Here is a 24,870-nt window from a genome sequence, read left to right as displayed (position 1 = left end):
AGAAGGCTTGGCAGACAGTCGGCGGAATGGGGAAATCCACTGAAACGTTTTGCAAAGAAAAAAACTGTAGACAAACTCGCTTTTCTTCGAATTTGTCTACAGTTAATATGCCTTGACCGGTTTTATATCATTTAATGTATTTGGTGATTATGACCGAATTTCGAACGCAAGACGCTGCTGGCATACCCAATGAATCCTCCAACAATGGCAGGGATGATCCATCCTAGTCCTGCCTCATACATAGGAAGTATTGTGGTGAAGAAATCATTGATGAATGAAATGTGTACACCTGCTCCATTTAATCCATCGAATAAACTGACGATGAATGTTAAAAATAAACTGCCTTGATAAACTTCAGGTCTTCCTTTAAATAAAGAATGAAGAAATGTTAGGAAGATCAAAACAATCGCTAATGGATAAATGGCTGTCATAACAGGTACTGAAATAGCAATTAATTGGGTTAGTCCAATATTGGCAATTATTGCACTGAATATGGATAAACTTATGGCAATTGTTTTGTAAGGCAGATTTGGAAATAGCTTATGGAAGTATGTCGAGCAAGATGTAATGAGTCCTACGCTTGTCGTTATGCAAGCCACTGTGATCATTAATCCTAATAATAACCCGCCATATGCTCCAAAGTAATAATCCGAGACTTTTGCCAAGACACTGCCTCCATTATCCAAGCGTCCAAGTTCTCCAACGCTTGAAGCACCCATATAAGAGAGAGCTGTATAAATGGTAGCAAGGATAACGGCCGCAATCGCAGTCGCTTTTCCACAAACAATCATTATTTGTTTTTTTGTTTTAGCACCTTTTTCTTTGATGGCATTAATGATGATGATGCCAAAAACAAAAGATGCAAGAGTATCCATCGTTAGATAACCTTCTCTGAACCCATTGAAAAATGGCTGAGCCATATAGTGCTCGGCAGGTGCTTGAAAATCTCCAATTGGATTGACGAAAGCCACTACCACAAGGATTCCTATGAATGTCAACTTGATGGGTGTCAAAACTTTCCCCACAATTTCGACAATTTTCGCAGGATTGAGCGAAAGAAGGCACGAAACCGTAAAAAAGATGATAGTGAAAATAAGTAAAGGCAGTGGACCCGAATTTTCAGGTAAAAAAGGTTTTACACCGATCTCAAAAGAAACGTTTCCTGTTCTAGGCATTGCGAATAATGGACCAATGGCTAAATAAAGAACGGTTGTGAATACAATACCAAAGACTGGATGGACGCGGCTCGCTAATGATTGTAAGTCATCTTTTCCAGAAAAACCGAGTGCCAGCACACCGAGTAACGGTAATCCTACTCCTGTGACCAAAAACCCTGCATTAGCCGTCCAGATATTCGTACCTGCTGATTGACCAAGCATTGGTGGGAATATTAAATTCCCTGCCCCGAAGAAAAGGGCAAATAACATGAACCCAATCACAACTATAAATGATGATGGTACCTTATTAGACAAAATAAACCCTCCGAAAAAACCAAAATTTACTATTTTAGAAAATTATTAAATTTTCTAAAAATTATACACAGACTAATTTCAAGACCGTATCGTATTATATCTAAATTAAATTGATATTTCAATATATTTTTTGTTTTTTATTATTTCCCCTGATGATCAGTGGTCCGCCTTTACCTTATTTTGAACATTTAGAGGCTGCTCATACTAATGAAATTCATTTTTTAACAAATGAAATGTAAAAGGAAATGAGGGTGCTGACATTAAAAAATTTCTTAGCTTTTTGTTGTTAATCGCAGTGTTTTCAGCTGCAGGTGCATGTAACAAGGAAGTGGTCAAGGAAAACGGCGATATGATAGGGAGGAGCCCTGTTAAAGAGGGAAATGCTGTAAAATTGGGAGAGGCAGAAAAGTTATTTAAAGGCTATTATACTGCACGATATACCATCAAAGATCCGGCCAATCCTCCAACCTTTGATGAAATTGCAGACAAAATTAAAGGATATTTATCAGAAGATGAATATAATGCCCAAATTCTTAACCGTTTTTATTCAATGCCTGCCCTGGTAGCCATAGAAATCAAGAAGAGCATCGAAGTGCAAAGTGTGAAGCTTGAAGAACAAAGTATAAATGAAGATGGGACAGTGGATTACACATACACAGCGGTATTTAAGGTTTATGACGAGAATTCATCCAAGATTTATAAGAAAGAAGGAGAGCTCACGATAACCATCATTGATAATGAATTAAAAGTTACCCGTGATTGGAGCAGAGGGATAAAGATTGACGGTTTAGACGGCGGACTTTAGAATGGAAAAATTAAGGCGGTGTTTTATAATGGGATCAGTTTTTGAAAAAATAATGGGATCGTTCTTTGAAAAACGGAAACAAAGTAAAAAAGATGTTTTCTTACTAATTTTCTTATTAGGGCTTCCTATAATAAGTATGGTTAAGTTTATCACGGATACGGATTTATCTTGGTTAACTGACATTGTGTTAATTGCAATCATTGTTCTATCGGCATTCATATATTTTGAAGGAAAAAGAAACAGGGAAAATGATAAATGAAATCCCAGTTCTCGTGGAGTAAGGGGGCAGAAATGCTATTGATTGCTAGGGAGCTAGGGATACAAGTAATCAGGTTAGTTCAAGTACAAAGCTTAATTGGACTGTGTAGCTTCTTTAATTGCACATAATACGATCATACAACACTGGGTTATTATTGTGTCATGGTTCTCTCACCATTTGTACTTAAGGAGCTTTACCAATATAAAAGTTGTTTGTATTGGTGTAGCGATATTAGGTATGTTATTGATTATGGGAAACGGCATTAGCGCCTCTGGTAAAGATGAGCTACTTGGGATCCTTTTCGGGTTAGTTGCAGCTGCATTTTACGCTGCTTTTACAGCTCTTTTACTTATGGAGAGCTAAAGGGGCAGGTCAGTGTAACAAGAATAGGTGGCTTTACTTTTAATTGTGCCTTTTTTAAAAACTATGGGACACGTTTTTCCCGCAGATTGAACTCCTTTTGACTGGTGGATACTTGCTCATTCCAAGCAAGTTTTTTTATTTGAAATATGAAAAAAAAGCTATGTGAATATAAGTTTTCACATAGCTTTTATTATTGGTTAACTGATTGGGCTAATTTCGCTACATTCGTTGTAGTACTGCCATCTGCACGTTAATCTTGTTTTTAATCTGAAGTTTGGAATGCCCACCAAAAGGGAAATTTACAATTCCTTTAACTTGATCCTTCTAATTAACTCTTCAAACCAATATATTGTGTGATCTGTTCTGGTCGAAAAATAGCCATCCAAAAAATCACGAATATTCTCGTTGCCTTTAGGTTCCGGCTCGAAATTCCCAAGCTGCTCCCAAAAAGCCTTGATGGACTTTACTTTTTTTTCTAATATATCTACTACTTTATCCCGATCCACATACTTGATGTTGGCTAAACCAACAATCATATCCTTAATTTCATCCGCACTTTCAAATAATTTATAGATTTTTTTTGGTAGTTCTTCGCGCCCCTTATCCGTTATCGCAAATACTTGTTTATCAGGCCGATGTTCTTCTTTTATCACTTCTACTGGTTCGACTAATCCTTGTTTTGCCAATGATTCGAAATGATAGTACAGTTTACTTTCAGTTAACCCGCCTAGGCGATCTAATGGAATGGGTTCAGAAAGCTGCTTTTTTAATTTATAAGGATAGTTTTTATCCTCCATCAGCTTGCTCAATATAAAAATCTGGATGGACATTTTCTACGCTCCTTTAAGAAGTATTATCTCCTTATTGTAGCAAAACTTAAGCTGTGATTTCAGCCGCTTTCTTTTCACCTTCTGTTTCAGAGACCTGTCCCGGCATCGGTTTATGGATAAACGCGACAATAGCCATGTTAATTACCATCGCAGCGGCACCAACAGCAGCCATTGACCAAATGTACGGACTTGGACTGATGCTGCCATATAGGTTTGCAAAGTACGCTTGCACCGAGTAGTACATCGGGGAAATATGGCTCATCCATTCATATGGTAAATGCATCATGTCACGTGAGATGGTGGCCCCATTCGCTATTGTTTGCATTAATAAAATCGGTAAGTTTAAAATCATGCCGCCTTCACCCAATAAGAAGATTAAAATCGCGGTGAAGTTAAAACAAACCATATAGTTCAGTATTTGTTGACCTACTATACCGAAGAATAGGTCACCGCTTGGCTTGTCAATTAAATACGCTACACCTACAGCGATGAGTGATGAAACCACTGCAATCAATAACGCTGTTAATTGCACATACATGAATAAACGTGTTTTACTAGCTTTTCCACGGCTGGCTCTAAATGCACCCACTATTTGCATAGCACCGATCATCGCCCCGACATAACCGGCCATTGTCAAGAACATAGGCAGCATATTGTTATTCATGCCATCTGGTATCTCGTTAATTGTAACCACATTTCCTACATAGGATTTCTCAATCTTTTCCGCTAATTCAGCGGCTTGCTTTTCCGGTACATTAAAGTTCATCAATACGCCCTTGGCCGTTTGCTGTGAGAATTGTGTGCTTAACTGATTGTTAATTTCAGTAACGACAGAATTCATGGTAGAAGAAACGGCTGTTGCCCCTGCCTCATTGATAGTAAAGTCAATACTTGATGATGCTTTTCCTTTTTGCATATTAGCAGAGAAGGTTTTCGGGATGTGTACGACTAATGCTAAGTCATTTTTCTCTAAATCTTTTAAGGCTTGTTTATTGGTTATATCCGTCTTGATTTTTTTAAAGGGTAAATTTTCTTTTAACTGATCGGCAATCATCGCCCCATTTTCCCCGGCATCATCATTGATGATGGCGATCGGTAATTTATCGACGTTTCCTGGAATGGCTGTATACCCAGGCAAGAAGATGCCAAGCATGGCAATTGCATAGAAAATCCCCATAAAGATTGCCGCAGATGCACCTCTTGTTTTCAAGAATGCAGTAAATTTCATATGTTGAATCCATCCTTTTGATTTAATAGTATAGTACTTAATTTAAAGTACTCTAATTTGAGTATTTAAAATGAAGTACTTTGAATTTTATTTTAATTTACTCAAAAAGTCAATTGAAAAATTTTTATGCATACAAAAAACTCCCAACAAAAATCTTCTTTTTGTTAGGAGTAACTATTACATTCTTTGAGGACATTACATTAAAATCGCTGCAAATTTTTCGCTAAACGCGACAAGCGATTTCGGTTAATTATGTGTTTGTTATTGATTTACTTCGCCTGTACAATTTTTGTGTGATTAAGCTGTCCTTAAGTTTTCGTCTTGTTTAAAAACGGAAAGCTATAAAAATCTAAGCATTCTTATTTCATGAACCATGGCATTAATGCAGGCTTTTTTTCATACGATATTTTTGGGGTGGAAAAATGGCAAGAGTAAGTTATCGAAGTTCGGACGTCGATTTAATGGCAAGGATGATGAGAGCTGAAGCCGAAGGTGAAGGACTGCAAGGAATGTTATATGTTGGAAATGTAATTGTTAATCGTCTTCAAGCCAATTGTTTGGACTTTAAAGATTTAAGAACCATTCCACAAGTCATTTTTCATGTACAAGGAGGAAATTATTCTTTTGAAGCTGTTCAAAAAGGCAATGTATTTTATCAAAGAGCTAGAACTGCCGAAAAAAGATTAGCAAAACAGAATCTGGAATATTGGAGACAACACCCAGGGAAATATGCCCTTTGGTATTTCAATCCATATGCTCCATGTCCTCCAACATGGTACGATCAACCTTTTGCTGGTCAATTTAAAAATCATTGTTATTATGAACCAAAACCTGGAACATGTGAAAGTGTTTATACCGGTTAGGCGGTCCAGGTGCAATTATTACAATTTAAGGAGCTGATCAGCAGCTCCTTTTTTATGCATCAAACGGGCACTTCAACAAGGAATTCTGGATTTTATGGTAAAATAAAGGGAATAATGGTGTGTTATTTGGGGGAGTTTTAGTGAAGGCTATTATATTTTTTGTGGTTGGGCTATTCATTCTCTATATAGTTATTGAAACAGCAGTAAGAAAAGGAATTAACAATTCAAATATTGGTCAATTGCTTGAAGAAAAGTATGGAGTTAAAGCAGATAAAAGGTCTTTTCTTGATGATGATTTAGATAATGATAAATAAAACGGATTGGAGGTTGCTGCGGCAGCCTTTTTTTATTCATATAAATAAAAAAATCCAACAAGATAACAATGATCTTCCGTAAACAGGCCGTCGGTTTGTGGAACAGCACACTTATTCAGCGTCTTTCCCAGTGCGACGAAATTCGGCGTAGTACACCTTCCGCTTTTCTGGTTCAGATTCCATATTTTCGATGAAGGCTGTTTTGGCTTCCTCCAGTAACAGGCCCTTTAATTTCCGAAGCTTTATTGGTCCCACTCCTGGTAACTTATCAGATACATGTACTTCGAAATCCCCCTGCCGTTTATAAAAGCGCATGCTGCCATAACCGATTCTTTCCACTTCCCCCAAGGTATATGCAAATTCAAAACGTTGCTGAATGAACGAAGATACTTCAGGCAGCCCTAAACCTTCATAGAGGGTAGGGAATTCATGGGAAACTGGAGGTCCTTTGAATGATATTGATGAAATCTTCAAATGGGCTTCCTCCTTTGGTGGAATAAAGACAGATATACGTTGCTTATATTATTGTGCTATGGGCCAATATTTTAAACATCGTGCTTTCATGTAACCAGGAAGTGATGATTATCGATGTAGGGCTGCATTATAGAGCAGGCATCGTGAAGGATTGTCCTTTAAATTGGGAGATCTTTCCGCTAATGCCAAAGCCAATTTATTATTATTTAACATAAAGATAGATATTGAAAACCTTTGATCCTTCAAAATGAGGAAGGATACCTAAGATTTTTAGATAGAAGAGAAGGTTAAAGATTTTAGAAATGTAACCTTCCTTTCAGTTGGTGTTGTTGTTGAAATCCTAAGAATTCCAGAGCAGTCGTGAGATGGTGATTAGTTTATTGAGGGAGATTCGAACTGTACTTAACGTTTGTGTCCTTTTTGAATAAATTACTCCTGTAAAAGCCAGATTATTAACATAGGAAATACGAGTGATATAAATGAGGGTACATTATGAACCAAGCTGGTGTGAATGAAAAGTATAAGGTATCGCCATTCTATGTATTTTTTATCATGCATTCTATGCAAACAGGATTAGGGGTGTTGAACTTTCAAAGAGATTTAGCCAAGGCGACGGGGACGGATGGCTGGATCTCCATAATCCTAGCCGGACTGATTGTTCATATTTTAATTTGGCTAATATATAAGATTTTCAGTATTGTTCCCGGTGATATCATTTCTGCCAATAATCATGCATTGGGTAAATGGATTGGGAATTTCTTTAGTCTCTTATTCATTCTGTACTTTTTCATCCTAGGAATGACGATCATAATCGGCTATATAAATGTCCTTCATGTTTGGATGTTTAAAGAGGTACCTTCTTGGGCCTTTGCTTTGGTTTTCCTGGTACTGATTTATTACATCATTACGGGAGGATTCCGAACCATTACAGGAATTGCCTTTTTAAGTGTAATTGTTTCATTCTGGCTTTTATTTATACCTCTATATGGTTTTAAATACGCTGACTTCACCAGTTTTCTCCCTATTTTCGATCATACGTTAATCGAAATAATGAAAGGAACCAGAAGTAGTTCATTATCAATGCTTGGCTTTGAAATGATCCTGATGTATTATCCGTTCATCAAAAATCCTGAAACATCACAAAAGTATGCTCATGGAGGAGCCTTGACTACTACGTTATTGCTCCTATTACTTTATTTTGTTTCGACAGTCTTTTATTCACAGAAACAGTTGGCCCTTACCCTATGGCCAACACTCACATTGACCAGTATCATTGAATTGCCCTTTATTCAACGTTTCGAATACATAACTGTTTCTTGGTGGAACATTGTTATTATAACTAACATGGTCCTTCCTTTGTGGGCTGCCAGCAGGGGGATCAAGCGCTTATTCAACGTCCAGCAAAAGTATCCCTTATGGGTAATGTTCATGATCATACTACTCGTCAATATATTCTTTTTCGATCTCGAATCCTTACATATATTAAATATAATGATCAATCCATACAGCGTGTCCTTCCTTGTTTTATACTTGCCTCTTCTTTTGGTTTTACTAAGCATAAAGAAGTGGAGGAAACGTTTATGATCCAATTATCATTCCATTCCGAAATCCGCTCCCTTTCCACCGACTGTCTGCCACTCGCCGGTAATGGTGATAATTACCTCCAACAAATCGTGAAATATACTATTACTTTTTAAACGGGAGCTGCTTTGGCAGCTCCTTTTCTTATGAAGCAAACAGGGCAGGATAGTTCGGATATAGTCTATTTAAAGTATAATATTGGTAGACATCGTAACAGGAACTGAGGAGTTGAAAACAACCAGTTACCACAAATTAAAGGAATTTCCTTGGATGTAATCATAAATGATCATGACGATGTATAAGTATGATTCAATCTTTATGCTACTAGTTAACAGATAAACAATTTAGATGCTTTACTTCAATAAGGGAGATTGCTGAAATAACAAGAAATTAAATGAGGACTGCTACACTAATTCAACCTTAATATAAAAAAGTGTTTGTTTTTGAAGGTGATTCATTTATTTTGTTGTATTTTTAATAATTGGTAGATTAATTAAAAATATAAAAAAATGGAGGTAAAATCACATGTTCAACAATTGGAAAAAAACACTTATGGCTGGAGTGATCAGCTTATCCTTGCTAGGTACAGGGTACGTCGGTCACGATCTGATCTCCTCGCAAAACGTCTCGGCTGAACCAGCATCAGAAAAGGCCCCAGGGCAATTGAAAAAAGTCGAGGCTTCCCAGCTTGATGAAATAATCAAACGTGGATACATTCGGGTAGGAATGACCGGCGACTACAAACCTTTTACCTATTTGAATCCAAAAACAAATGAGTATGAAGGCTTTGACGTGGACGCTGCCAAAGAACTTGGCAAAGACCTTGGTGTGAAGGTGAAATTCGTCGCCACCACATGGCCTGCGATGTTGAAAGACCTGGAAGCGGACAAATTCGATATCGCTGTGGGCGGTGTGACTCGCAATACAGCGAGACAAAAAAGCGCTTATGTATCCCAAGGTTACCTTTCATTCGGTAAGGTGCCATTAATTCGCAAAGAAGATAAAGACAAGTATCTTACCATTGAGGATATCAACAAGCCTTCTGTACGCATCGGCGTAAATCCAGGCGGAACAAACGAGGAATTTGTCCGTCAGTATCTAAGCAATGCTAACGTAACCGTTGTACAAAACAATCTTGATATCCCACATCTTGTTGCAGAAGGTACGTATGATGTCATGATCACTGATACAGTGGAAGCAATGCTGTATGCAAAAGCTGATCCCAGACTGTATGCGGCTCAAACTGACAAGCCTTTCACAAACAGTGAAAAAGGTTATATGATCCCTAGAGGTGATTTCATTTATGCAAGCTACTTGGAAATGTGGATGGATGAAATGAAGCTACAGGGAAAATTTGATGCCCTCTACAAAAAGTGGATGGAATAGAATATAGAGATGTGCGGTCAGTTTCAGGGCAGGTTATAGATAAAAAAATCTGTTTCGGATTATTTCAACTATAAATAGATGAAGGATGAGTATTCATAGAAAAAATACCTGTTAAAACTTTAAAGAAGATAGAAGAGGATATTAAAAATAATGATTTAGGCAAAGCAAGAGATAGAATACACGGGTTAATTATCACCTATCCAGATGAATTAGAACTCCGCAAAAAGTTAGGAGATATCTATTTTGCATTAAAATATCCCTCGATGGCTGGTCGCTATTGGTATCTAGAAAAGAATAAGACACCTGAAATGGTGGATGCGTGCATTCAGTTCGAAAAATCCATGGGTAACGATCCTATTGGAATAGCCAGAGTTCTAAAGTTCAAAGGAGATAGTGAAATTATTAAAAGACTGCTAAATGAGACAGGTTCTCCTATACAAAATAAAGTGAAAGAAAAGTTGACGGAAGAACCTGATGAGACATTGGGGGATAAGTTATTTCCTATTGGGTGTATCACGATATTAATATTAATCATCTTCTTTACATTAATCGGAATTTACACTCTCTTTAGCTGGATTTTTTGATCCCTGGAAACAAGAAAGGTATTTATAGCAGTTGTTCTTCAGCTAACAGTCCTTCACTTCATTACCAGGAGCTGATCAGCAGCTCCTTTTCTTATGCAACAAATGGGGCAGGTTAGTTTAACAAATAGGATTGATTTTACGGGTTAAGGAAAGTCATATTTAGGGGGATATTTAAATGTCAAACGATGAAAACGAAGAAATGCTGACAGGAGGGAATGTCTCTAACGTTTATCGTTCGGGAGATACTGTGCGACGAGAATTAAAGCCAGATAGCCCTAGAGTTCATAAGCTATTAAAGCATTTGGAGAACAAAGGTTTTAGCTATGCTCCAAAGTTTTTAGGTATTGATGAAAAAGGAAGGGAGATATTATCATTTATTGAAGGAGAAGCTGGTAATTATCCTTTAAAAGAATACATGCGGTCTGATGATGTCTTAATGGAAATAGCGAAAATGCTTCGGCTTTATCATGATTCTGTCAGCGATTTTTCATTTGATGATATCTGGCAACCGATAGATAACACCCCCCAACAATTTGAGGTACTATGCCATAATGATTTTGCGGTATACAACATTATTTTTAAACACGAAAGACCAATAGGTATTATTGATTTCGATGTCGCTGGACCTGGTCCAAGACTTTGGGACATAGCGTACACTCTTTATACGGTTGTCCCCTTAAGTAGATTTAATCTTTCTGAAACTGGTGAGAAAGTTAATTATGATTCATTACAGCACGCTAACCGTATAAAACAAAGAGTTAGATTGTTTTTTGAATCTTACGGTGAGGAAATAAAAGAAGATTATTTGGAAATGGTATTGCTGCGATTGGAAGGGTTATGTAAAACCATTACAAGAAAAGCCAGTGAAGGTGACATTGCCTTTCAAATGATGATAGATGAAGGGCATCTTGAACATTATCAAAACGATATTACATTCATTCGTGAACATGGAAAAGAGTGGATGTAAGTGTGGTTTTTTTGTTGAACGCTAGCTGGAGATCGGAGCTGTCTTTAAGGCAGCTCTTTCTTTATGCTGAAGAAGAAATGATAATAGTTATTGGATGAATTTATAGAATTATATAAACAAATTTTATTGCATCAGTACTGATATCAAATGGTATTATTTAGTCATGGATAATGTGTAACATTTTACCAATAACGAGTGTGTTCAGATGCAAATTGAAGGTAATTCTATAAGAAAAAAGGTGAGTGAATGACCAGTTGGAAGAATCCTATTCTTTTAATATCAGGAATAGGGATTTCATATTTAGGGAATTGGATTTACTTAATTGCACTTAATATTTCGATATTAAACTTAACTGGCTCTGCAACAGCAGTTGCGGGGCTCTATATTATAAGGCCTATTGCCGTTTTAATCACTAATACGTGGTCTGGGAGTGTTATTGATCGTGTTAATAAACGAAGATTGATGATTTCTATTGATATTATAAGAGGTGTCTTAGTATTTGTGATTCCTTTCATATCATCATTATGGACTATATATACAGTCCTTTTATTGATTAATATTGCCGGTTCATTCTTTGGTCCAAGTTCATCCGTTTACATAACAAAGCTGGTACCTCCTGTAAATCGAAAACGATTTAATTCGATTATGAGTTTGGCCAGCTCCGGTGCATTTTTATTAGGCCCAGCTATTTCAGGAATACTTATTATGTATGTAGGGACAGAATTATGCATTGTAATTAATGCGATTACTTTTATAATTTGTGCATTTTTCATCTATCTTCTTCCTGACGTTGATGAAGATCTAGATAATATAAGAGAACCAGTTCAGTGGAAAACTCTCATAAACGATTGGAAAGCAGTTAGGGAATTTACTAAGGTTGCAAAGTTCTTTGTATCAGTTTACTTATTGTTTCAATGTGCAATGCTAATTGGCTTTGCATTAGATTCACAAGAGGTTACTTTTATTAAACAGCACTTGGAGCTGTCTGATAGTGATTATGGCTTAATTGTCAGTATTACTGGTATTGGGGCATTGGGAGGAGCTACTGTCGCTGCCGTTGTATCTAAGAAGTTGCAACTAAGGTTATTTATAGGTGCTGGAATGTTACTGACATCAATAGGATATGTTTTGTTTTATGCATCTTTTAACTTTATAACCGCAACATTGGCATTTGTATTTTTAGGCTTCTTTATGGCATTTGGGAATGCAGGATATGCTACCTTTTTTCAAAGTAATGTACCTGTAGCAATTATGGGAAGGTTCGGGAGTATTGCAGATATGGTGCAAGGTATAATTCAAATTGGATTGACACTGCTCTTAGGGTTAACAATAGAATGGCTTTCATTACAAGTTGTTTGTATTATTTATTCTATTGTCGGAGCAATTTTTGCAACCGTACTTTTCATTACAGTGTTTATTCCTTCAAAGGCTAGTTATTTTGAAGAAAGTAAAAAAATAATTTCTGGTTAAAGAAACAATTCTTAAAACATCTTAAAGAACTAACGGGTGTGTCTGAAGATCGGAGCTGTCTTTAAGGCAGTTTTTTCTTATGGAACTAAAGGGGCAGGATAATTCCATAAGAGTTATAATTTAAAAGGAGAATTTTTACTTGCTTTCGATACTTAATAGGAGGGTTTTTCCTTTGAAGATAACAAATATTTCTTTGGTTACATTTGCTGTAATCATTACAGTTTTAAATCATTTTGTTTCTCCAATTTTCTTCGATGAAGGACCTGATAGTTTAGGGACTGGCTTATCAATACTTTTATTAGCTATTGCACTATTAAATCATCTTAGAGAAAAATAATAACTGTACTAATAGGTGATTGAAATAAAATTCAAAACTCTATTATTAAGCTGTTTTCTTGTTGAACTACCGAGTGCGTTTAGATCAGAGCTGTCTTTTAAGGCAGCTTTTTTCTTATGGAACTAAAGGGGCAGGATAGTTCAACAAGGGAAATGGTTATTTGTGGTAAAATATAAAAGAATAGTTGTTTAATTTATAGGGGGTTGTTTTAAGTGCAAGAAAACAAAGAAACTCCTGACCGAAAAAGAGAGAGATTAAGACAAGAAGAATTAAAAAGAAATCCGACTGGTAGTTTGAATGATGCTTTTAATAAAGCAAACAGTGGCGGTCTTGCTGATTTAGTAGGAAGTTTAGGTTGGAAAGGTACGGGAATTCTCATTCTTGTAATCATTATTGGCTTTATTTTTGTATCACTTTTCTTCAAGTAACGGGTGCGTTAGCTGAAGATCAGAGCTGCCTTTAAGGCAGCTTTTTCTTATGGAACTAACGGGGCAGTTTAGTTTAATAAGTTCTAATGATAAGATAAAAGAAATGATGGCGAATATAGGGGAGATTCATAATGGATAACTGGAGAAATAATACGATTTGGTTTGAACAAATACCAGATAACCTTCAGTCTTATTTAAACTTAAAAGAAGATAAGTTTAATGAGATGGAGCTGGAAAACATTGAGTATTTAACTCTTTGGCATCATAAAAAGAATAAGCTGGGCAACTTTGTTGGTATTCCTGAAAATCTCCTCTATCTAGAATTAAACTGGTCCAATATACAAGATTTACTTGGGATAGAAAAAATGAATAAATTAAAGCGTTTAGAATTACATTATTGTACTAAATTACAAAATGATTTTGGTTTTTCTGGATTAGCCAATTCGCTAGAACATTTACATATTAATCAATCTAAGAAATTTGTATCAAATGAAGAGTTATTCTCTCTGAAAAATCTTCGGGTCCTTTGCCTTAATTCTTGCGGTAATCTTGAGAATTTGAATTTTTTAAATCAATTTCCTAACCTAATTGACTTTAGATTTGTTGATACTAATGTGTTAGATGGTGACTTATCACCAATTTTAGACCATCCAACAATCCGAAGTGTAGGCTTTCTGAATAAGAGACATTACAATATTAAAGATGATAAGATGGATGCTTTGTTAAAGGATAAAAATGGTGGAGAAGAATTTAAAACTGTTATCAAGTATGGAAAATATGAGACTTTTAGATATATTTATTAACTTAATCCTTAATGAACTAACAGGTGCGTTAGCTGAAGATTGGAGCTGTCATAAGGCAGCTTTTTCATATGGAACTAAAGGGACAGAATAGTTGAACAATAATTAATACGATAACCTAATCTTTTAGAAGGTGAAATAATGGAAAAAGTAATAAAAGAAATTCTGTCTAGAGGAATACTCTTTAACTGATGCGAATCTATTGTAAGGTAAGCAATAATAAATTCAATCTAGGATTAAATTGGAGGGAATAGAAAATGGATGTAAAGACACTTTTGTTACAACAATGGGCAAGCTGCTTAGATAAAGAAGACTGGTTTCCACCACTTGAAAAAGTGCTAGAGGACATCACTTTTGAACAGGCAATTTGGAAACCAGCTGATGGGGCAATGAATTCCATTTGGGAATTAGTTTGTCATTTACTTTTCTTTGAAAAGAGATATCTGATGCGATTTCTTGGTGAAACAGCGAATGAACCACAGGCAGAAAATAATGACTCTACATTTCGATTACCAACTGAGACGTTAGAAAATTGGAAGGAAACAAAACAAGAATACTATTATGTTCATCGTGAACTTGGAAAAATACTAGCAAAATCAGAACATGAAGATTTGTATAGACAGATTCCAGGAGATAATTCATTAGTGCTTGAACTGAAGAGTTTAGCAATGCACGACGCATATCATATTGGGCAAATTGTATTCCTTAGTAAAATGCAAGGTGCTTGGGCAGCGAAACGCAGCTTTTAAAAAAGCTTCATTAGCTTTACAGTTATTCCATTATAGGGGGGCTTTAATGGGAATAAGAACGGGAACGTCCAAATCGGACGTTCCCATATTTTATACCTGAAAAACAACAATATCTGTAGTTTTATAAAAAAGATTGATCATTTAAAACAAAGTTCGATTATTTAAAATAAAGATTGATAATTTATAATAAAGTTTGATTAAAAATTCTTTTTTGCAGTTTTTCTTTTACTATATAGGTAGGTTAGTTTTACAATAATTCTCAAATTACACTGTACATATACTCACTTTTATGTTAGATTACTCTATAATAAATTTGGCAAAGGGGAGGTGCAAGCAATGTTAACTGTTTTTAGAATTCTGTTTGGTAAAAACGTAAAAATTGGAAATGGTTTAGCGGACAAAGGGAGTAGTCTGTCCTTTTTTATGCTATACAACCATACAAAAGCAGTTATCGGAGCTTTGCCTCTATGGCAAATAAATTACAAAGCATGACTTAGAGTCCTTGTTTATTTATTTGTGCATATTTTTTATTTAAAGTTCAGCACCGATAATTCTATCGTTGCTTTTTTGCGTTTATTTTTAACTTAAGGGATAGACAACTCCTTTCTATTTACTCCTATAAAACTAGAGAGTCATATGGAAGGATGAGAAAGATGCAATTAAAACTAAGTAATAAGTATAGAAGAATAAAGAACTCTTAAGGGAACATAATTACCCTAGTTTTAGAATGAAACAAATATTGAATGCCATTTTTAAAGAAAGAATAAATAAATTCAACGAAATTAATGTACTTCCAAAATCGTTAAGAAAAATTTTAGTTACGGAATTTGGAGAGTGTATTTTAGATGTTGTTCCTTTAAAGGAACAACATTCTGAGCAAGTCACTAAAGTCTTATTTGAAATTTCAGGAAATGAAAAAATAGAAACTGTAAATATGAAATATAAAGCTGGTTGGGAATCATTTTGTATATCTTCTCAGTGCGGATGTAATTTTGGGTGTAAATTTTGTGCAACAGGTGACATTGGATTAAAAAGAAATTTGACCTCAGATGAAATAACTGACCAAATCCTCTATTTTTACTTACAAGGTCACTCAATTGATAGTATTTCTTTTATGGGGATGGGAGAAGCGTTAGCCAATGTACAAGTTTTTGATGCCTTAGATGTACTCACTGATCCTACGCTGTTTGCTTTAAGCCCTCGTAGGTTATCTATTTCAACTATTGGTATTATACCAAGTATAAAAAAAATGACTCTGAATTATCCGCATGTCAATTTAACGTTTTCGTTACATTCTCCTTTTAATGAACAACGAAGTAAGTTGATGCCGATTAATGATAGGTATCCATTATTAGATGTAATGGACACATTAGATGAGCATATACGAATAACATCAAGAAAAGTATATATTGCTTATATTATGTTACCTGGTGTGAATGATTCTATTGACCATGCTAAAGAAGTAGTAGAGCTATTAAAAGGTCGATATAAAGAAGGACGTTTATATCATGTAAATTTAATCAGATATAACCCAACCGTCAGTTCTCCTTTAAGGTTCGGTGAAGTTGATGAAGGTCATGTTGTTAATTTTTACAAAAAATTAAAATCATCAGGTATTAATGTGACCATTAGAAGTCAATTTGGAATTGATATAGATGCTGCCTGTGGTCAATTGTATGGAAATTATCAAAAGAGCAATATGCAGTAATTTGAGGTGAAGATGATGCTGATATTGTATTCCATAAAATAAAATGTTAATATAAAAATACAATTATGAGAGGACTGATGAATGGACAATGATTAACTAATCTATATTTTTATTTGAAATGAATAACTTCAAACTACAAAATATAGGGTTAGTCTATCCATTTTTTAAATCAGTTCATACTTTATTTGTCATGATTCCAATGGCAAAGAACTTATTTAATATAAGTGAAAGACTAATCCTTCCAATTACAAATTGGGAGGATTTTTTCTTTAATCTAATAATAAAGGAGAGAGAGAAATGAGCAATTCAGACACTATTGTTACGCATGTAATACTCCGTATAAGTCGTTAATATCCATCAAACTTATACGGAGAAATTTAGAATAGATGGATGTGCCGACTTTGTATAAAAAGTAAAAAGTGTTGATATACAAAGGAGGAATTATCATGTCAATGATACAAGTTCAAGACTTAACTTTTTCTTATCCAGGTAGCTTTGATAATATTTTTGAAGGTGTAAACTTTCAAATAGATACGGATTGGAAACTTGGATTTATCGGTAGAAATGGACGAGGTAAAACAACATTCTTTAATTTATTATTAGGGAATTATGAGTATAATGGGAAAATCATTTCTTCGGTAGAATTTAATTATTTCCCTTATCCAGTTGCGGATAAAAACAAGTATACTTATGAAATCTTTGAAGAAATTTGCCCCCAAGCAGAAGATTGGGAATTTCTTCGTGAAATATCCTATCTAAATGTTGATGCCGAGGTCATGTACCGACCATTTAAAACATTATCAAATGGAGAACAAACAAAGGTGTTGCTTGCTGCACTTTTTTTGACTGAAGGTCAATTTCTATTAATTGATGAGCCAACAAATCATCTAGACACTGATGCACGAAAGATGGTCTCTGATTATCTAAGGAAGAAAAAAGGGTTTATTTTAATTTCACATGACAGAATCTTTTTAGATGGATGCGTTGACCATATCTTATCTATAAATAGAGCAAATATTGAAGTTCAAAGTGGTAACTATTCTTCTTGGAAGTTAAATTTTGATAGACAGCAGGAACACGAAGAGGCTACAAATGAGCGTCTACAAAAAGACATAGGGAGATTAAAACAGTCTTCAAAGCGTTCAGCAGGTTGGTCTAATCAAGTGGAAGCTTCCAAAAATGGGACAACGAATTCGGGTTCTAAGTTGGATAAGGGTTTTGTAGGACATAAAGCGGCCAAGATGATGAAGAGAGCGAAGAACCTTGAATCAAGGCAACAAAAAGCAATTGAAGAAAAGTCAAAATTACTAAAAAATGTGGAGAAAACTGAGTCGTTAAAATTAGAACAATTGAAATTTCAGTCAAATGAATTGGTTGTTTTGACTGTTGTATCTGTTAAGTATGATGACCAAATAGTAAATGAACCAATTAGCTTCATAGTTGAACAAGGGGACCGAATTGTACTTGATGGAAAGAATGGAAGCGGGAAAAGTAGTATCCTAAAACTAATTCTAGGACATCCAATACAGCATACAGGCTCAGTTAATTTAGGTTCAGGACTCGTCATATCCTATGTCCAACAAGATACTTCTCATTTGAAGGGATCGTTATCGGACTTTATTGAAGAGCACGAGATTGATGAGACGTTATTTAAATCCATCCTACGTAAGATGGATTTTGACCGAATTCAATTTGAGAAAGATATATCTTATTATTCTGGTGGACAAAAGAAAAAGCTGCTTATCGCTAAAAGTTTATGTGAAAAAGCTCATTTATATATATGGGATGAACCATTAAATTTTATTGATATTTATTCACGTATGCAGATTGAAGAGCTTATTCAACAACTTAATCCCACAATGGTTATTGTTGAGCATGATAAGGCATTTCAACAAACAGTTGCAACAAAAACTATATCTATGTAGTTAAATATGAAGACCTAAACATAAATCTGTTAGAGAAGAATCCATTTTGATCAATCCTTTTTCAAAATGGATTCTTTAATTTAGGTGTTTTTGAACAAACTTTATTTTAAAGCAACAATACTATTTAACAAAGCCTAAGATAAAAAAAGTTTGTGAAGAAATCTACTTAAACTAACGGGTGCGTTCGTATTATAAGGTTAGCCAGTTTTTACTGGTTGACCTTTTTTTAATAGAATCTATTATATCAGTAGCCAGGGTAGGACGTACGGGTGCGTGGGACTTGATCCAGTGAACTAAACTGTCCGCCCCCTACTTGTAGAAACATGTTTGAGGCTGGTTGGGACGTAGATCTCGTATAACAAGCGAAGCTATGACACTACATGGAGGACTCGGGGTACTGGTTAGTAAGTAGAGGAGGGAAAACCAATGAAATCCAGTTGTTGGTCTGGATGTGGCAAAAGGAGAGAGTCAAGTTCAGGCATTTTTAGATCAATCAAAACCGTATGGAAAGAGCTTCTCAATAAAGCATACTAGAGAGGAATTAGATCATTTTATTGGATTTCTAAAAGAAATCGAAGAGGTGACAGGGCAGATGCCTATGGTCATTTTAGAATCTACAGGGCATTACCATACTCCCGTTATTCAATTCTTGGAGGAACAAGGAGTTCTATATATCTTACTAAATCCGATTATTTCTTATCAGGCAAAGAAGTCCGGTTTACGAAAGGTAAAAACAGACGCAATCGATGCGTACCAGTTGTGTGTGCTGTATTACAAAGAGGATTTTGAATCTCATAAAATTAGAGGAATTCGGCTTTTAGACCTTCGGAATTTGTCCAGACAACAGGAAATTGTAACGAATATGTATGTGGAAGCTAAACTTCAGTTTCACACCATTTTAGATCAAGTGTTTCCTGAATACCGGAAGGTTTTTGGGGATCTATATTCGAAGGTTTCTTTATTGATGTTAAAGGAATATCCTACTTCAGAGGCAGTATTAACAACCGGAGAAAGTAGACTAGCAGAGAGTGTTATAGAGTTCTGTTCTAGCCGATCGGGTGAATGCGCATGGGGAAAAGCAAAAAAAATAATGGATTCCGCATCTAGAAATCCATTCCAAAAAAACGTGTATGAAAGTCACGTAATCAATCTTCGTATGTATATGGAGTTGCTTTTTCATTACCAGGGACACCTTTCTGATTTGGAAGATCGTATAGTGGCCCTGGCAAATGAACTGGAAGAATATAAGATCATCCAATCGATTCCGGGTATCGGAGAAAAAATCGCAGCCACGATTATCTCTGAAATTGGTGAAATCGATCGGTTTAATCATCCGAAAAAACTGGTTGCCTTCGCTGGAGTAGATCCAAGTGTTCACTCTTCCGGTAAGTTTACGGCAACCATTAATCGTATTACAAAAAGAGGTTCGAGCAGACTACGTCATTCTCTGTATCTTGCCGTACTTTGCGGCATAAGAAGTTCAAGGAACAACAAGCTTAAAGCCTTCTATGATAAGAAAAAATCAGAAGGAAAACCGGCCAAAGTGTCAATCGTTTCCTGAATGAATAAGTTGCTTCATTGGATTTACGCTTTATAAAAGAGAAAAGAAGCATTCCTAGATTTATCCTGATTAACGGTTTTATGAAACAGAGAAAAATCCTTCCAGTAGGGTTTTGGAGGGTTATTTGTCATGAACAAAAATAGTATATCATAAGGGAAATGAAAATTTTAGAGAAAGATATTGACATCCTATTAGCTGGTTTAGTTTAATATCGGAGCTGTCTTTAAGGCAGCCTTTTTGTATGAAAACATATTTAATTTAACCTTGTTTTACTCTTTTTAAAACTTGCGTTAAAGCATATAAAAAACCACTCTCAGAGTGGTTTTTTAATCACGCATTGCTCCTGCCTCTCGGGAAGTCATTGCACCTTGTCCTTCGCTTACATCTTTTTGAATTTCTTGTTTTACTTTTTGTGCATCAGTTCCTGAAAATCCTGGTTTAATGATTGAACCCGAATTCTTTTTAGCTTGTTGATCCTGTTGCATGCAAGCCCTCCTTAATTCATTGTTTACCACTCTTATTATTCACAACTGGCACTCAATATATCCCGAGTATTTGAGCGGATTTTAATTCTTGATTTGCAACCCTTTGTCTTTCCTAGTGGTCAATTCTTTTCATCCAGACATTATATTAATGGAACCCATACACAAAAAGCCCTAGATTCTATTGAATTTAAGGCTTTTCGAATTGTAACTTTATTTTTGTTCGGGTTTTTTATTCCATTATTGGGACCTATTCCCACACTCGGTGAAGTATAGTATCATGAATAGGTATGACAAACAAGGAGGGGATATGACCAAAACCATTGGCCTTATTTGTGCTAGTTTACGCAATAATTCTTATAATCGAATCATTGCTGAATCATTGGCAGTCATGGATGGTTCAGCCCATTTCGTTGTTACAAAAAACAGAAAATGGCTACGGGATTCATCCGTATTATTGTTGAATAGGATGTATATCTGAATACTTTTGGGAGGTAGAAAGATGGCGAAAATTACTGTAGGAACCGAAAACGAAACACCGATTGAACTATATTATGAGGATCATGGTACAGGGAAGCCGGTAGTATTAATTCACGGTTGGCCATTAAGTGGCCGATCTTGGGAATATCAAGTTCCTGCTCTCGTTGAGGCTGGATACAGAGTCATAACTTATGACCGTCGAGGGTTCGGTAACTCTTCGCAGCCATGGAACGGTTACGATTATGACACATTCGCTACTGATTTACACCAGTTACTAGAGCATTTGGATATCCAGCGTGTGACACTGGTCGGATTTTCAATGGGGGGCGGAGAAGTAGCCCGCTATATCGGAACTTATGGAACAGATAGAGTAGAGAAGGCTGTATTTGCAGGAGCTGTACCACCATTTCTTTACAAGTCAGCAGAACATCCTGAGGGTGCATTTGATGATGCAGACATTCAAGGATTAGAAAATGGAGTGAAAAATGATCGCCTAGCATTTCTTGATGGGTTTACGAGAGGATTTTTTTCTGCTGGGGATCGAACTGACTTAGTCAGTGAACCATTCCGACTTTACAATAGGGATATTGCAGCTGGTGCATCGCCTAAAGGGACACTAGATTGTATCGCTGCTTTCAGCAAAACGGATTTCAGAGGGGATTTAGCCAAGTTTAATATACCCACCCTTGTTCTTCATAGTGATTCAGATGCAATTGTTCCATTTGAAAATAGTGGGAAGCAGACACATGAAGCAATTCCTGATTCTAAGGTAACTTTAATAAAGGGTGGTCCACATGGGTTCAATGCAACACATGCCAAAGAATTTAATGAAGCATTGCTAACATTTTTAAAGGGCTGATTACAAATGCCCGTAAATTGTTGCAAACTGATCGATAGAAATCGTTTTTTTTGATTAATTCAACAATGAATATAACGGAGCCACTTTAAAAACGGGTGCGTTTGTTTTTTTTTAGGAAGACAAAAAGGGCCAGCGTTTTATATAAAAGATCAATCCAATTTAATAGAAACATAAGGGCGTGTTTTGATTATCTTTTTTCAAAACATGCCCTTTCTTTTTAGCGAGTATACTTTTATCAACAATCGGGCGCGATTGCTGGACAATGAGCAGTCGCTTTTTTACTAGTCGGATCCGAATTGGATGAAAATAATTAAGAAACCCAGCTAATCTTCTCATGTGAAGGCAGCTCAGTTCCAGGGCTGCCATTTGGCCTTTTTGCTTAATGAGCTAAAGGGGCAGGTTAGTTCAACAGTAGTTTTACAAAAAGATTGATCATTTAGAATAAAGTTCGGTAATTTATATTAAAGTTTGATAAAAATAGCCTCCTTGGATTCTTATCCGTAAGAGGTTATTTTTTAGTTATGCTTTTTATTGAGTTTTAGGTTTCTGCTGATAGTTTTTAAATTTCAATCGTGTATAAGAAATAATGCCGGACAATAAAAAGAAGCTGATAATCGTTCCTTCACGAATATTGATTGGTAAATTGTATAGTAGTGATATGGTTATTGATAGAATAATGGAGAATAAATCGACACAATATCTGTATTGAGAGAAAGGGCGTTTTGTTAATTCGGCTATTTGTAAACATAAACTTTCAATAGGAAAAGGGATAATATCTAATGATAAAATAATGCCTGTTGCTCCACCGGCTAGTATCGCACCGAAAATAAATAGTCCGATTCTTACTAAATAATTCTCTACGTGAATCGTACCGAAAATTGTATAGAGGAAAAAATTAATAACCATTCCAAAGAACAAGATGGAAATGAACATCAAAGTGAATTTTCTAAAATCCTTTTTTTCGCATAGGCAGATATAACCGAATAGAAAAATGAAATTTGCAATGAATGTAATTGTGCCAACTTTGATGGAAGTCAATTCAGATATGGATAAATTCAGCGCATTAAAACTGCTGACACCAACATCAGCTTTTAATGTAAGACTAATGCCAATAGCACTTACTATATAGAGTAGAATTGAGTGAATTACTTTTTTCATGGTTATTGCTCTAATAAGTCCATTATTTGCATTAAATTTGATATCGTATATGTGCTCTTAGGTAAACATGATTTAGGAATGCTTCTCTTAGGGTTAAACCAGACACAATCAATTCCGACATTGATAGCTCCTTGAATATCCGATGTTAAACGATCACCTATCATTAAAAATTCTTCTTTACGGCTTGTATGCAGGGCATCAAAAATATAGTAAAAGAAATGGGGATTCGGTTTTTCATAACCAATTTCTTCGGAGATAAAAAGCTGTTCAAAATATCCTTGTAGCTTGGCACCTCCTAATCTTTTTCTTTGAGTCTTTCCTACACCGTTTGTTCCAATATATAATTTATAATCTTGCTTACTTAAAGCATTTAATAATTCATGTGAATGGGTAATGGTCTTATGTCCTTGGTTTAAATGCTCACGGTACATAGCTTCAACTTTTGCTCCGTTTTCATCTATATAAAATTCCTTCAAAAAAAGTGAAAAACGCGTTGTCAGCACTTCCTCACGAGAAATCAAGCCTTCCTCTAATTGATGCCATAATCCATCATTAATGCGCTTATAACATGCAATGGTTTGTTTGTTATAGGGCAACTCGTACAGCGTAATAATTTGTTTTAAAGCCTTTTCTTCTGAATCTTGAAAATCAAGTATCGTATCATCTAAGTCAAAAATAATATGTTTGTATTTGTTCATTCCTATCCACCTCTTGGTAGTAATATATCTAAAGTAAGAATATAATAATAGGAGATATCTCATATTGAGGTGATGAAATGGAAAAAATTAATTTAAGGGATTACGCTGAAAATTTTTCAGATATATATAATGATATTCAAGAAACTTTTCCGAAAGCAGCTTTACATCAGGCTTTTATTTGTAAGTTTTCTTCTAATGAATATATAGTGCGCTTTGATGAAGATATTCAGTACTTATTTTTATTATTGGATGGACGGGCAAAAATATATATAGTACACGAAAATGGAAAACGTGCGCTGATTCAGTTCCTAAAGAAAGATGATTTTATTGGTGAATTATCCTTGATTGAGGTGGAAAAGAATTTAAAAGATGTTGTGGCTATAAATGACTGCACTTGCTTAGCGGTTCCATTGGCTGCATCGAAAGAGCATCTGTTAAATGACAATCTTTTTCTCCGCAATTTATCAAAATATTTAGGTAATAAATTACTTAAAAGAACGGATCATTACACAGCTATGCAGGATTATGAATTCAAAAATCGATTGGCCAAATATATTCTTCAAATAGAAAACGATGGATGCTTTCAAGAGAAGCATACCGAAACAGCAGAATACGTGGGGGCAAGCTATCGACATTTATTATACACACTTAACCAATTCCATGAAGACGGATTATTAGAGAAAAGAGGAAGGAAATATTTTATCATTAATAAAGAAAAGTTAGAAAGATTGAGTTCAAAAAAGGATTAATTTAGTATGATTTGATAACTTGAAATATAAAAAAGTTATTACACTTTTTTATATCACAGAAACGAATACTGCTTTGCTAATAACTCCTCCGATAGTTCAGTCTTCGTCTGTGAGGATTATTTCTTTTTAATGGTAAAATTAGTTAGGGGTGATTTTGTTGAATAGTAATAAAAGTTTTAAATTTAATTTTATAGTTTCTTTAACTTTTCTCATTTTAGGTTTTATTTTTATAAATATCTTTACCAATATAGTACCTACCATTATTCTTTTTGGTTACTTCTTTTTGTACTATCTCATTAGTGGCCTTTATCGTTTATCCCAACATAAGAAACAAAACAGA

General features: G+C 35.2%; 25 protein-coding genes and 2 pseudogenes. 20 read left to right on the top strand and 7 right to left on the bottom strand.

Translation table 11 applies throughout. The features are described 5' to 3' along the window. Positions 1-131: 131 nt before the first annotated feature. Positions 132-1,472 (bottom strand): branched-chain amino acid transport system II carrier protein, encoded by a 1,341-nt coding sequence (gene brnQ, locus JNUCC41_RS05290; RefSeq protein WP_192206701.1) that lies wholly within the window; start codon positions 1,470-1,472, stop codon positions 132-134. 349 nt (positions 1,473-1,821) lie between these two features. Here brnQ and JNUCC41_RS05285 point away from each other — a divergent pair, with 349 nt between their 5' ends. Both JNUCC41_RS05285 and JNUCC41_RS05280 read left to right on the top strand, forming a co-directional pair. After that, entirely contained in the window at positions 1,822-2,277 is a 456-nt protein-coding gene (locus tag JNUCC41_RS05285; RefSeq protein WP_192206700.1) for a hypothetical protein, read from the top strand. A 28-nt stretch (positions 2,278-2,305) separates the two neighbouring features. Then, on the top strand, positions 2,306-2,536 hold the full coding sequence (locus JNUCC41_RS05280; protein WP_192206699.1) for a hypothetical protein: 231 nt from the start codon (positions 2,306-2,308) through the stop codon (positions 2,534-2,536). Positions 2,537-3,198: 662 nt separating this feature from the next. Here the strand turns inward: JNUCC41_RS05280 and JNUCC41_RS05275 are convergent. Together JNUCC41_RS05275 and JNUCC41_RS05270 are read right to left on the bottom strand one after the other, a co-directional pair. Continuing rightward, positions 3,199-3,729, bottom strand: a complete 531-nt coding sequence (locus tag JNUCC41_RS05275) for a PadR family transcriptional regulator (RefSeq protein WP_192206698.1) — start codon at positions 3,727-3,729, stop codon at positions 3,199-3,201. A 46-nt stretch (positions 3,730-3,775) separates the two neighbouring features. Further along, positions 3,776-4,957: a YhgE/Pip domain-containing protein gene (locus JNUCC41_RS05270; RefSeq protein ID WP_192206697.1), complete on the bottom strand. Its 1,182-nt coding sequence runs from the start codon at positions 4,955-4,957 to the stop codon at positions 3,776-3,778. A gap of 422 nt (positions 4,958-5,379) precedes the next feature. Here JNUCC41_RS05270 and JNUCC41_RS05265 point away from each other — a divergent pair, with 422 nt between their 5' ends. Then, positions 5,380-5,820, top strand: a complete 441-nt coding sequence (locus JNUCC41_RS05265; RefSeq protein WP_192206696.1) for a cell wall hydrolase — start codon at positions 5,380-5,382, stop codon at positions 5,818-5,820. A 140-nt stretch (positions 5,821-5,960) separates the two neighbouring features. Beyond that, on the top strand, positions 5,961-6,134 hold the full coding sequence (locus tag JNUCC41_RS05260) for a hypothetical protein (RefSeq protein ID WP_228467545.1): 174 nt from the start codon (positions 5,961-5,963) through the stop codon (positions 6,132-6,134). Between the two features lie 111 nt (positions 6,135-6,245). Here the strand turns inward: JNUCC41_RS05260 and JNUCC41_RS05255 are convergent, their stop codons facing one another. Then, a complete protein-coding gene (locus JNUCC41_RS05255; protein ID WP_192206694.1) occupies positions 6,246-6,608 on the bottom strand; it encodes a hypothetical protein in 363 nt (120 codons plus the stop codon). Between the two features lie 492 nt (positions 6,609-7,100). Between JNUCC41_RS05255 and JNUCC41_RS05250 the strand changes: the two genes are divergently transcribed. From JNUCC41_RS05250 to JNUCC41_RS05190, 13 genes and pseudogenes are all read left to right on the top strand, one after another. Beyond that, positions 7,101-8,192 (top strand): GerAB/ArcD/ProY family transporter, encoded by a 1,092-nt coding sequence (locus tag JNUCC41_RS05250; RefSeq protein ID WP_192206693.1) that lies wholly within the window; start codon positions 7,101-7,103, stop codon positions 8,190-8,192. 522 nt (positions 8,193-8,714) lie between these two features. After that, positions 8,715-9,575, top strand: a complete 861-nt coding sequence (locus JNUCC41_RS05245; RefSeq protein WP_192206692.1) for a transporter substrate-binding domain-containing protein — start codon at positions 8,715-8,717, stop codon at positions 9,573-9,575. A 95-nt stretch (positions 9,576-9,670) separates the two neighbouring features. After that, positions 9,671-10,159 (top strand): DUF6584 family protein, encoded by a 489-nt coding sequence (locus tag JNUCC41_RS05240; protein WP_192208049.1) that lies wholly within the window; start codon positions 9,671-9,673, stop codon positions 10,157-10,159. A 175-nt stretch (positions 10,160-10,334) separates the two neighbouring features. Next, the gene (locus JNUCC41_RS05235) at positions 10,335-11,126 is read left to right on the top strand and encodes a phosphotransferase (protein ID WP_192206691.1); all 792 of its coding nucleotides are present in this window, start codon (positions 10,335-10,337) and stop codon (positions 11,124-11,126) included. Between the two features lie 246 nt (positions 11,127-11,372). Then, a complete protein-coding gene (locus JNUCC41_RS05230; protein ID WP_192206690.1) occupies positions 11,373-12,596 on the top strand; it encodes an MFS transporter in 1,224 nt (407 codons plus the stop codon). 172 nt (positions 12,597-12,768) lie between these two features. After that, positions 12,769-12,933, top strand: a complete 165-nt coding sequence (locus tag JNUCC41_RS05225; RefSeq protein ID WP_192206689.1) for a hypothetical protein — start codon at positions 12,769-12,771, stop codon at positions 12,931-12,933. A 212-nt stretch (positions 12,934-13,145) separates the two neighbouring features. Next, positions 13,146-13,361, top strand: coding sequence for a DUF6366 family protein (locus JNUCC41_RS05220; protein ID WP_192206688.1), 216 nt, complete (start codon positions 13,146-13,148; stop codon positions 13,359-13,361). Between the two features lie 131 nt (positions 13,362-13,492). Then, positions 13,493-14,164, top strand: a complete 672-nt coding sequence (locus JNUCC41_RS05215) for a hypothetical protein (protein WP_192206687.1) — start codon at positions 13,493-13,495, stop codon at positions 14,162-14,164. Positions 14,165-14,418: 254 nt separating this feature from the next. Next, positions 14,419-14,910: a DinB family protein gene (locus JNUCC41_RS05210; RefSeq protein ID WP_192206686.1), complete on the top strand. Its 492-nt coding sequence runs from the start codon at positions 14,419-14,421 to the stop codon at positions 14,908-14,910. 336 nt (positions 14,911-15,246) lie between these two features. Beyond that, positions 15,247-15,402 (top strand): hypothetical protein, encoded by a 156-nt coding sequence (locus JNUCC41_RS05205; RefSeq protein ID WP_192206685.1) that lies wholly within the window; start codon positions 15,247-15,249, stop codon positions 15,400-15,402. A gap of 161 nt (positions 15,403-15,563) precedes the next feature. Further along, a pseudogene (locus JNUCC41_RS05200) lies at positions 15,564-16,618 on the top strand (Cfr family 23S rRNA (adenine(2503)-C(8))-methyltransferase). 446 nt (positions 16,619-17,064) lie between these two features. Continuing rightward, positions 17,065-18,543 (top strand): Lsa family ABC-F type ribosomal protection protein, encoded by a 1,479-nt coding sequence (locus JNUCC41_RS05195; protein WP_192206683.1) that lies wholly within the window; start codon positions 17,065-17,067, stop codon positions 18,541-18,543. Positions 18,544-18,988: 445 nt separating this feature from the next. Continuing rightward, a pseudogene (locus JNUCC41_RS05190) lies at positions 18,989-20,140 on the top strand (IS110 family transposase). Positions 20,141-20,430: 290 nt separating this feature from the next. On the opposite strand, the gene JNUCC41_RS05185 reads toward JNUCC41_RS05190, so the two are convergent. Then, positions 20,431-20,589: a hypothetical protein gene (locus tag JNUCC41_RS05185; protein ID WP_192206682.1), complete on the bottom strand. Its 159-nt coding sequence runs from the start codon at positions 20,587-20,589 to the stop codon at positions 20,431-20,433. A 307-nt stretch (positions 20,590-20,896) separates the two neighbouring features. Between JNUCC41_RS05185 and JNUCC41_RS27420 the strand changes: the two genes are divergently transcribed. After that, positions 20,897-21,067 carry a hypothetical protein gene (locus tag JNUCC41_RS27420; protein ID WP_228467544.1) on the top strand — a complete coding sequence of 57 codons (171 nt, stop codon included), beginning with the start codon at positions 20,897-20,899 and terminating at the stop codon, positions 21,065-21,067. A gap of 21 nt (positions 21,068-21,088) precedes the next feature. Then, on the top strand, positions 21,089-21,925 hold the full coding sequence (locus JNUCC41_RS05175; protein ID WP_192206681.1) for an alpha/beta fold hydrolase: 837 nt from the start codon (positions 21,089-21,091) through the stop codon (positions 21,923-21,925). Positions 21,926-22,453: 528 nt separating this feature from the next. Here the strand turns inward: JNUCC41_RS05175 and JNUCC41_RS05170 are convergent. Both JNUCC41_RS05170 and JNUCC41_RS05165 read right to left on the bottom strand, forming a co-directional pair. Next, positions 22,454-23,083, bottom strand: coding sequence for a YczE/YyaS/YitT family protein (locus JNUCC41_RS05170; protein WP_192206680.1), 630 nt, complete (start codon positions 23,081-23,083; stop codon positions 22,454-22,456). Between the two features lie 2 nt (positions 23,084-23,085). Continuing rightward, complete coding sequence (locus JNUCC41_RS05165) at positions 23,086-23,781, bottom strand: YjjG family noncanonical pyrimidine nucleotidase (protein WP_192206679.1); 696 nt, start codon at positions 23,779-23,781, stop codon at positions 23,086-23,088. 77 nt (positions 23,782-23,858) lie between these two features. Here JNUCC41_RS05165 and yeiL point away from each other — a divergent pair, with 77 nt between their 5' ends. After that, the gene (gene yeiL / locus JNUCC41_RS05160; RefSeq protein WP_192206678.1) at positions 23,859-24,530 is read left to right on the top strand and encodes a transcriptional regulator YeiL; all 672 of its coding nucleotides are present in this window, start codon (positions 23,859-23,861) and stop codon (positions 24,528-24,530) included. Positions 24,531-24,870 lie beyond the last annotated feature (340 nt).

Origin of the sequence: Brevibacillus sp. JNUCC-41 (assembly GCF_014844095.1) — a bacterium.
GTDB lineage: Bacteria > Bacillota > Bacilli > Bacillales > DSM-1321 > Peribacillus > Peribacillus aracenensis.
This window is presented reverse-complemented; position numbering and strand designations above follow the sequence as displayed.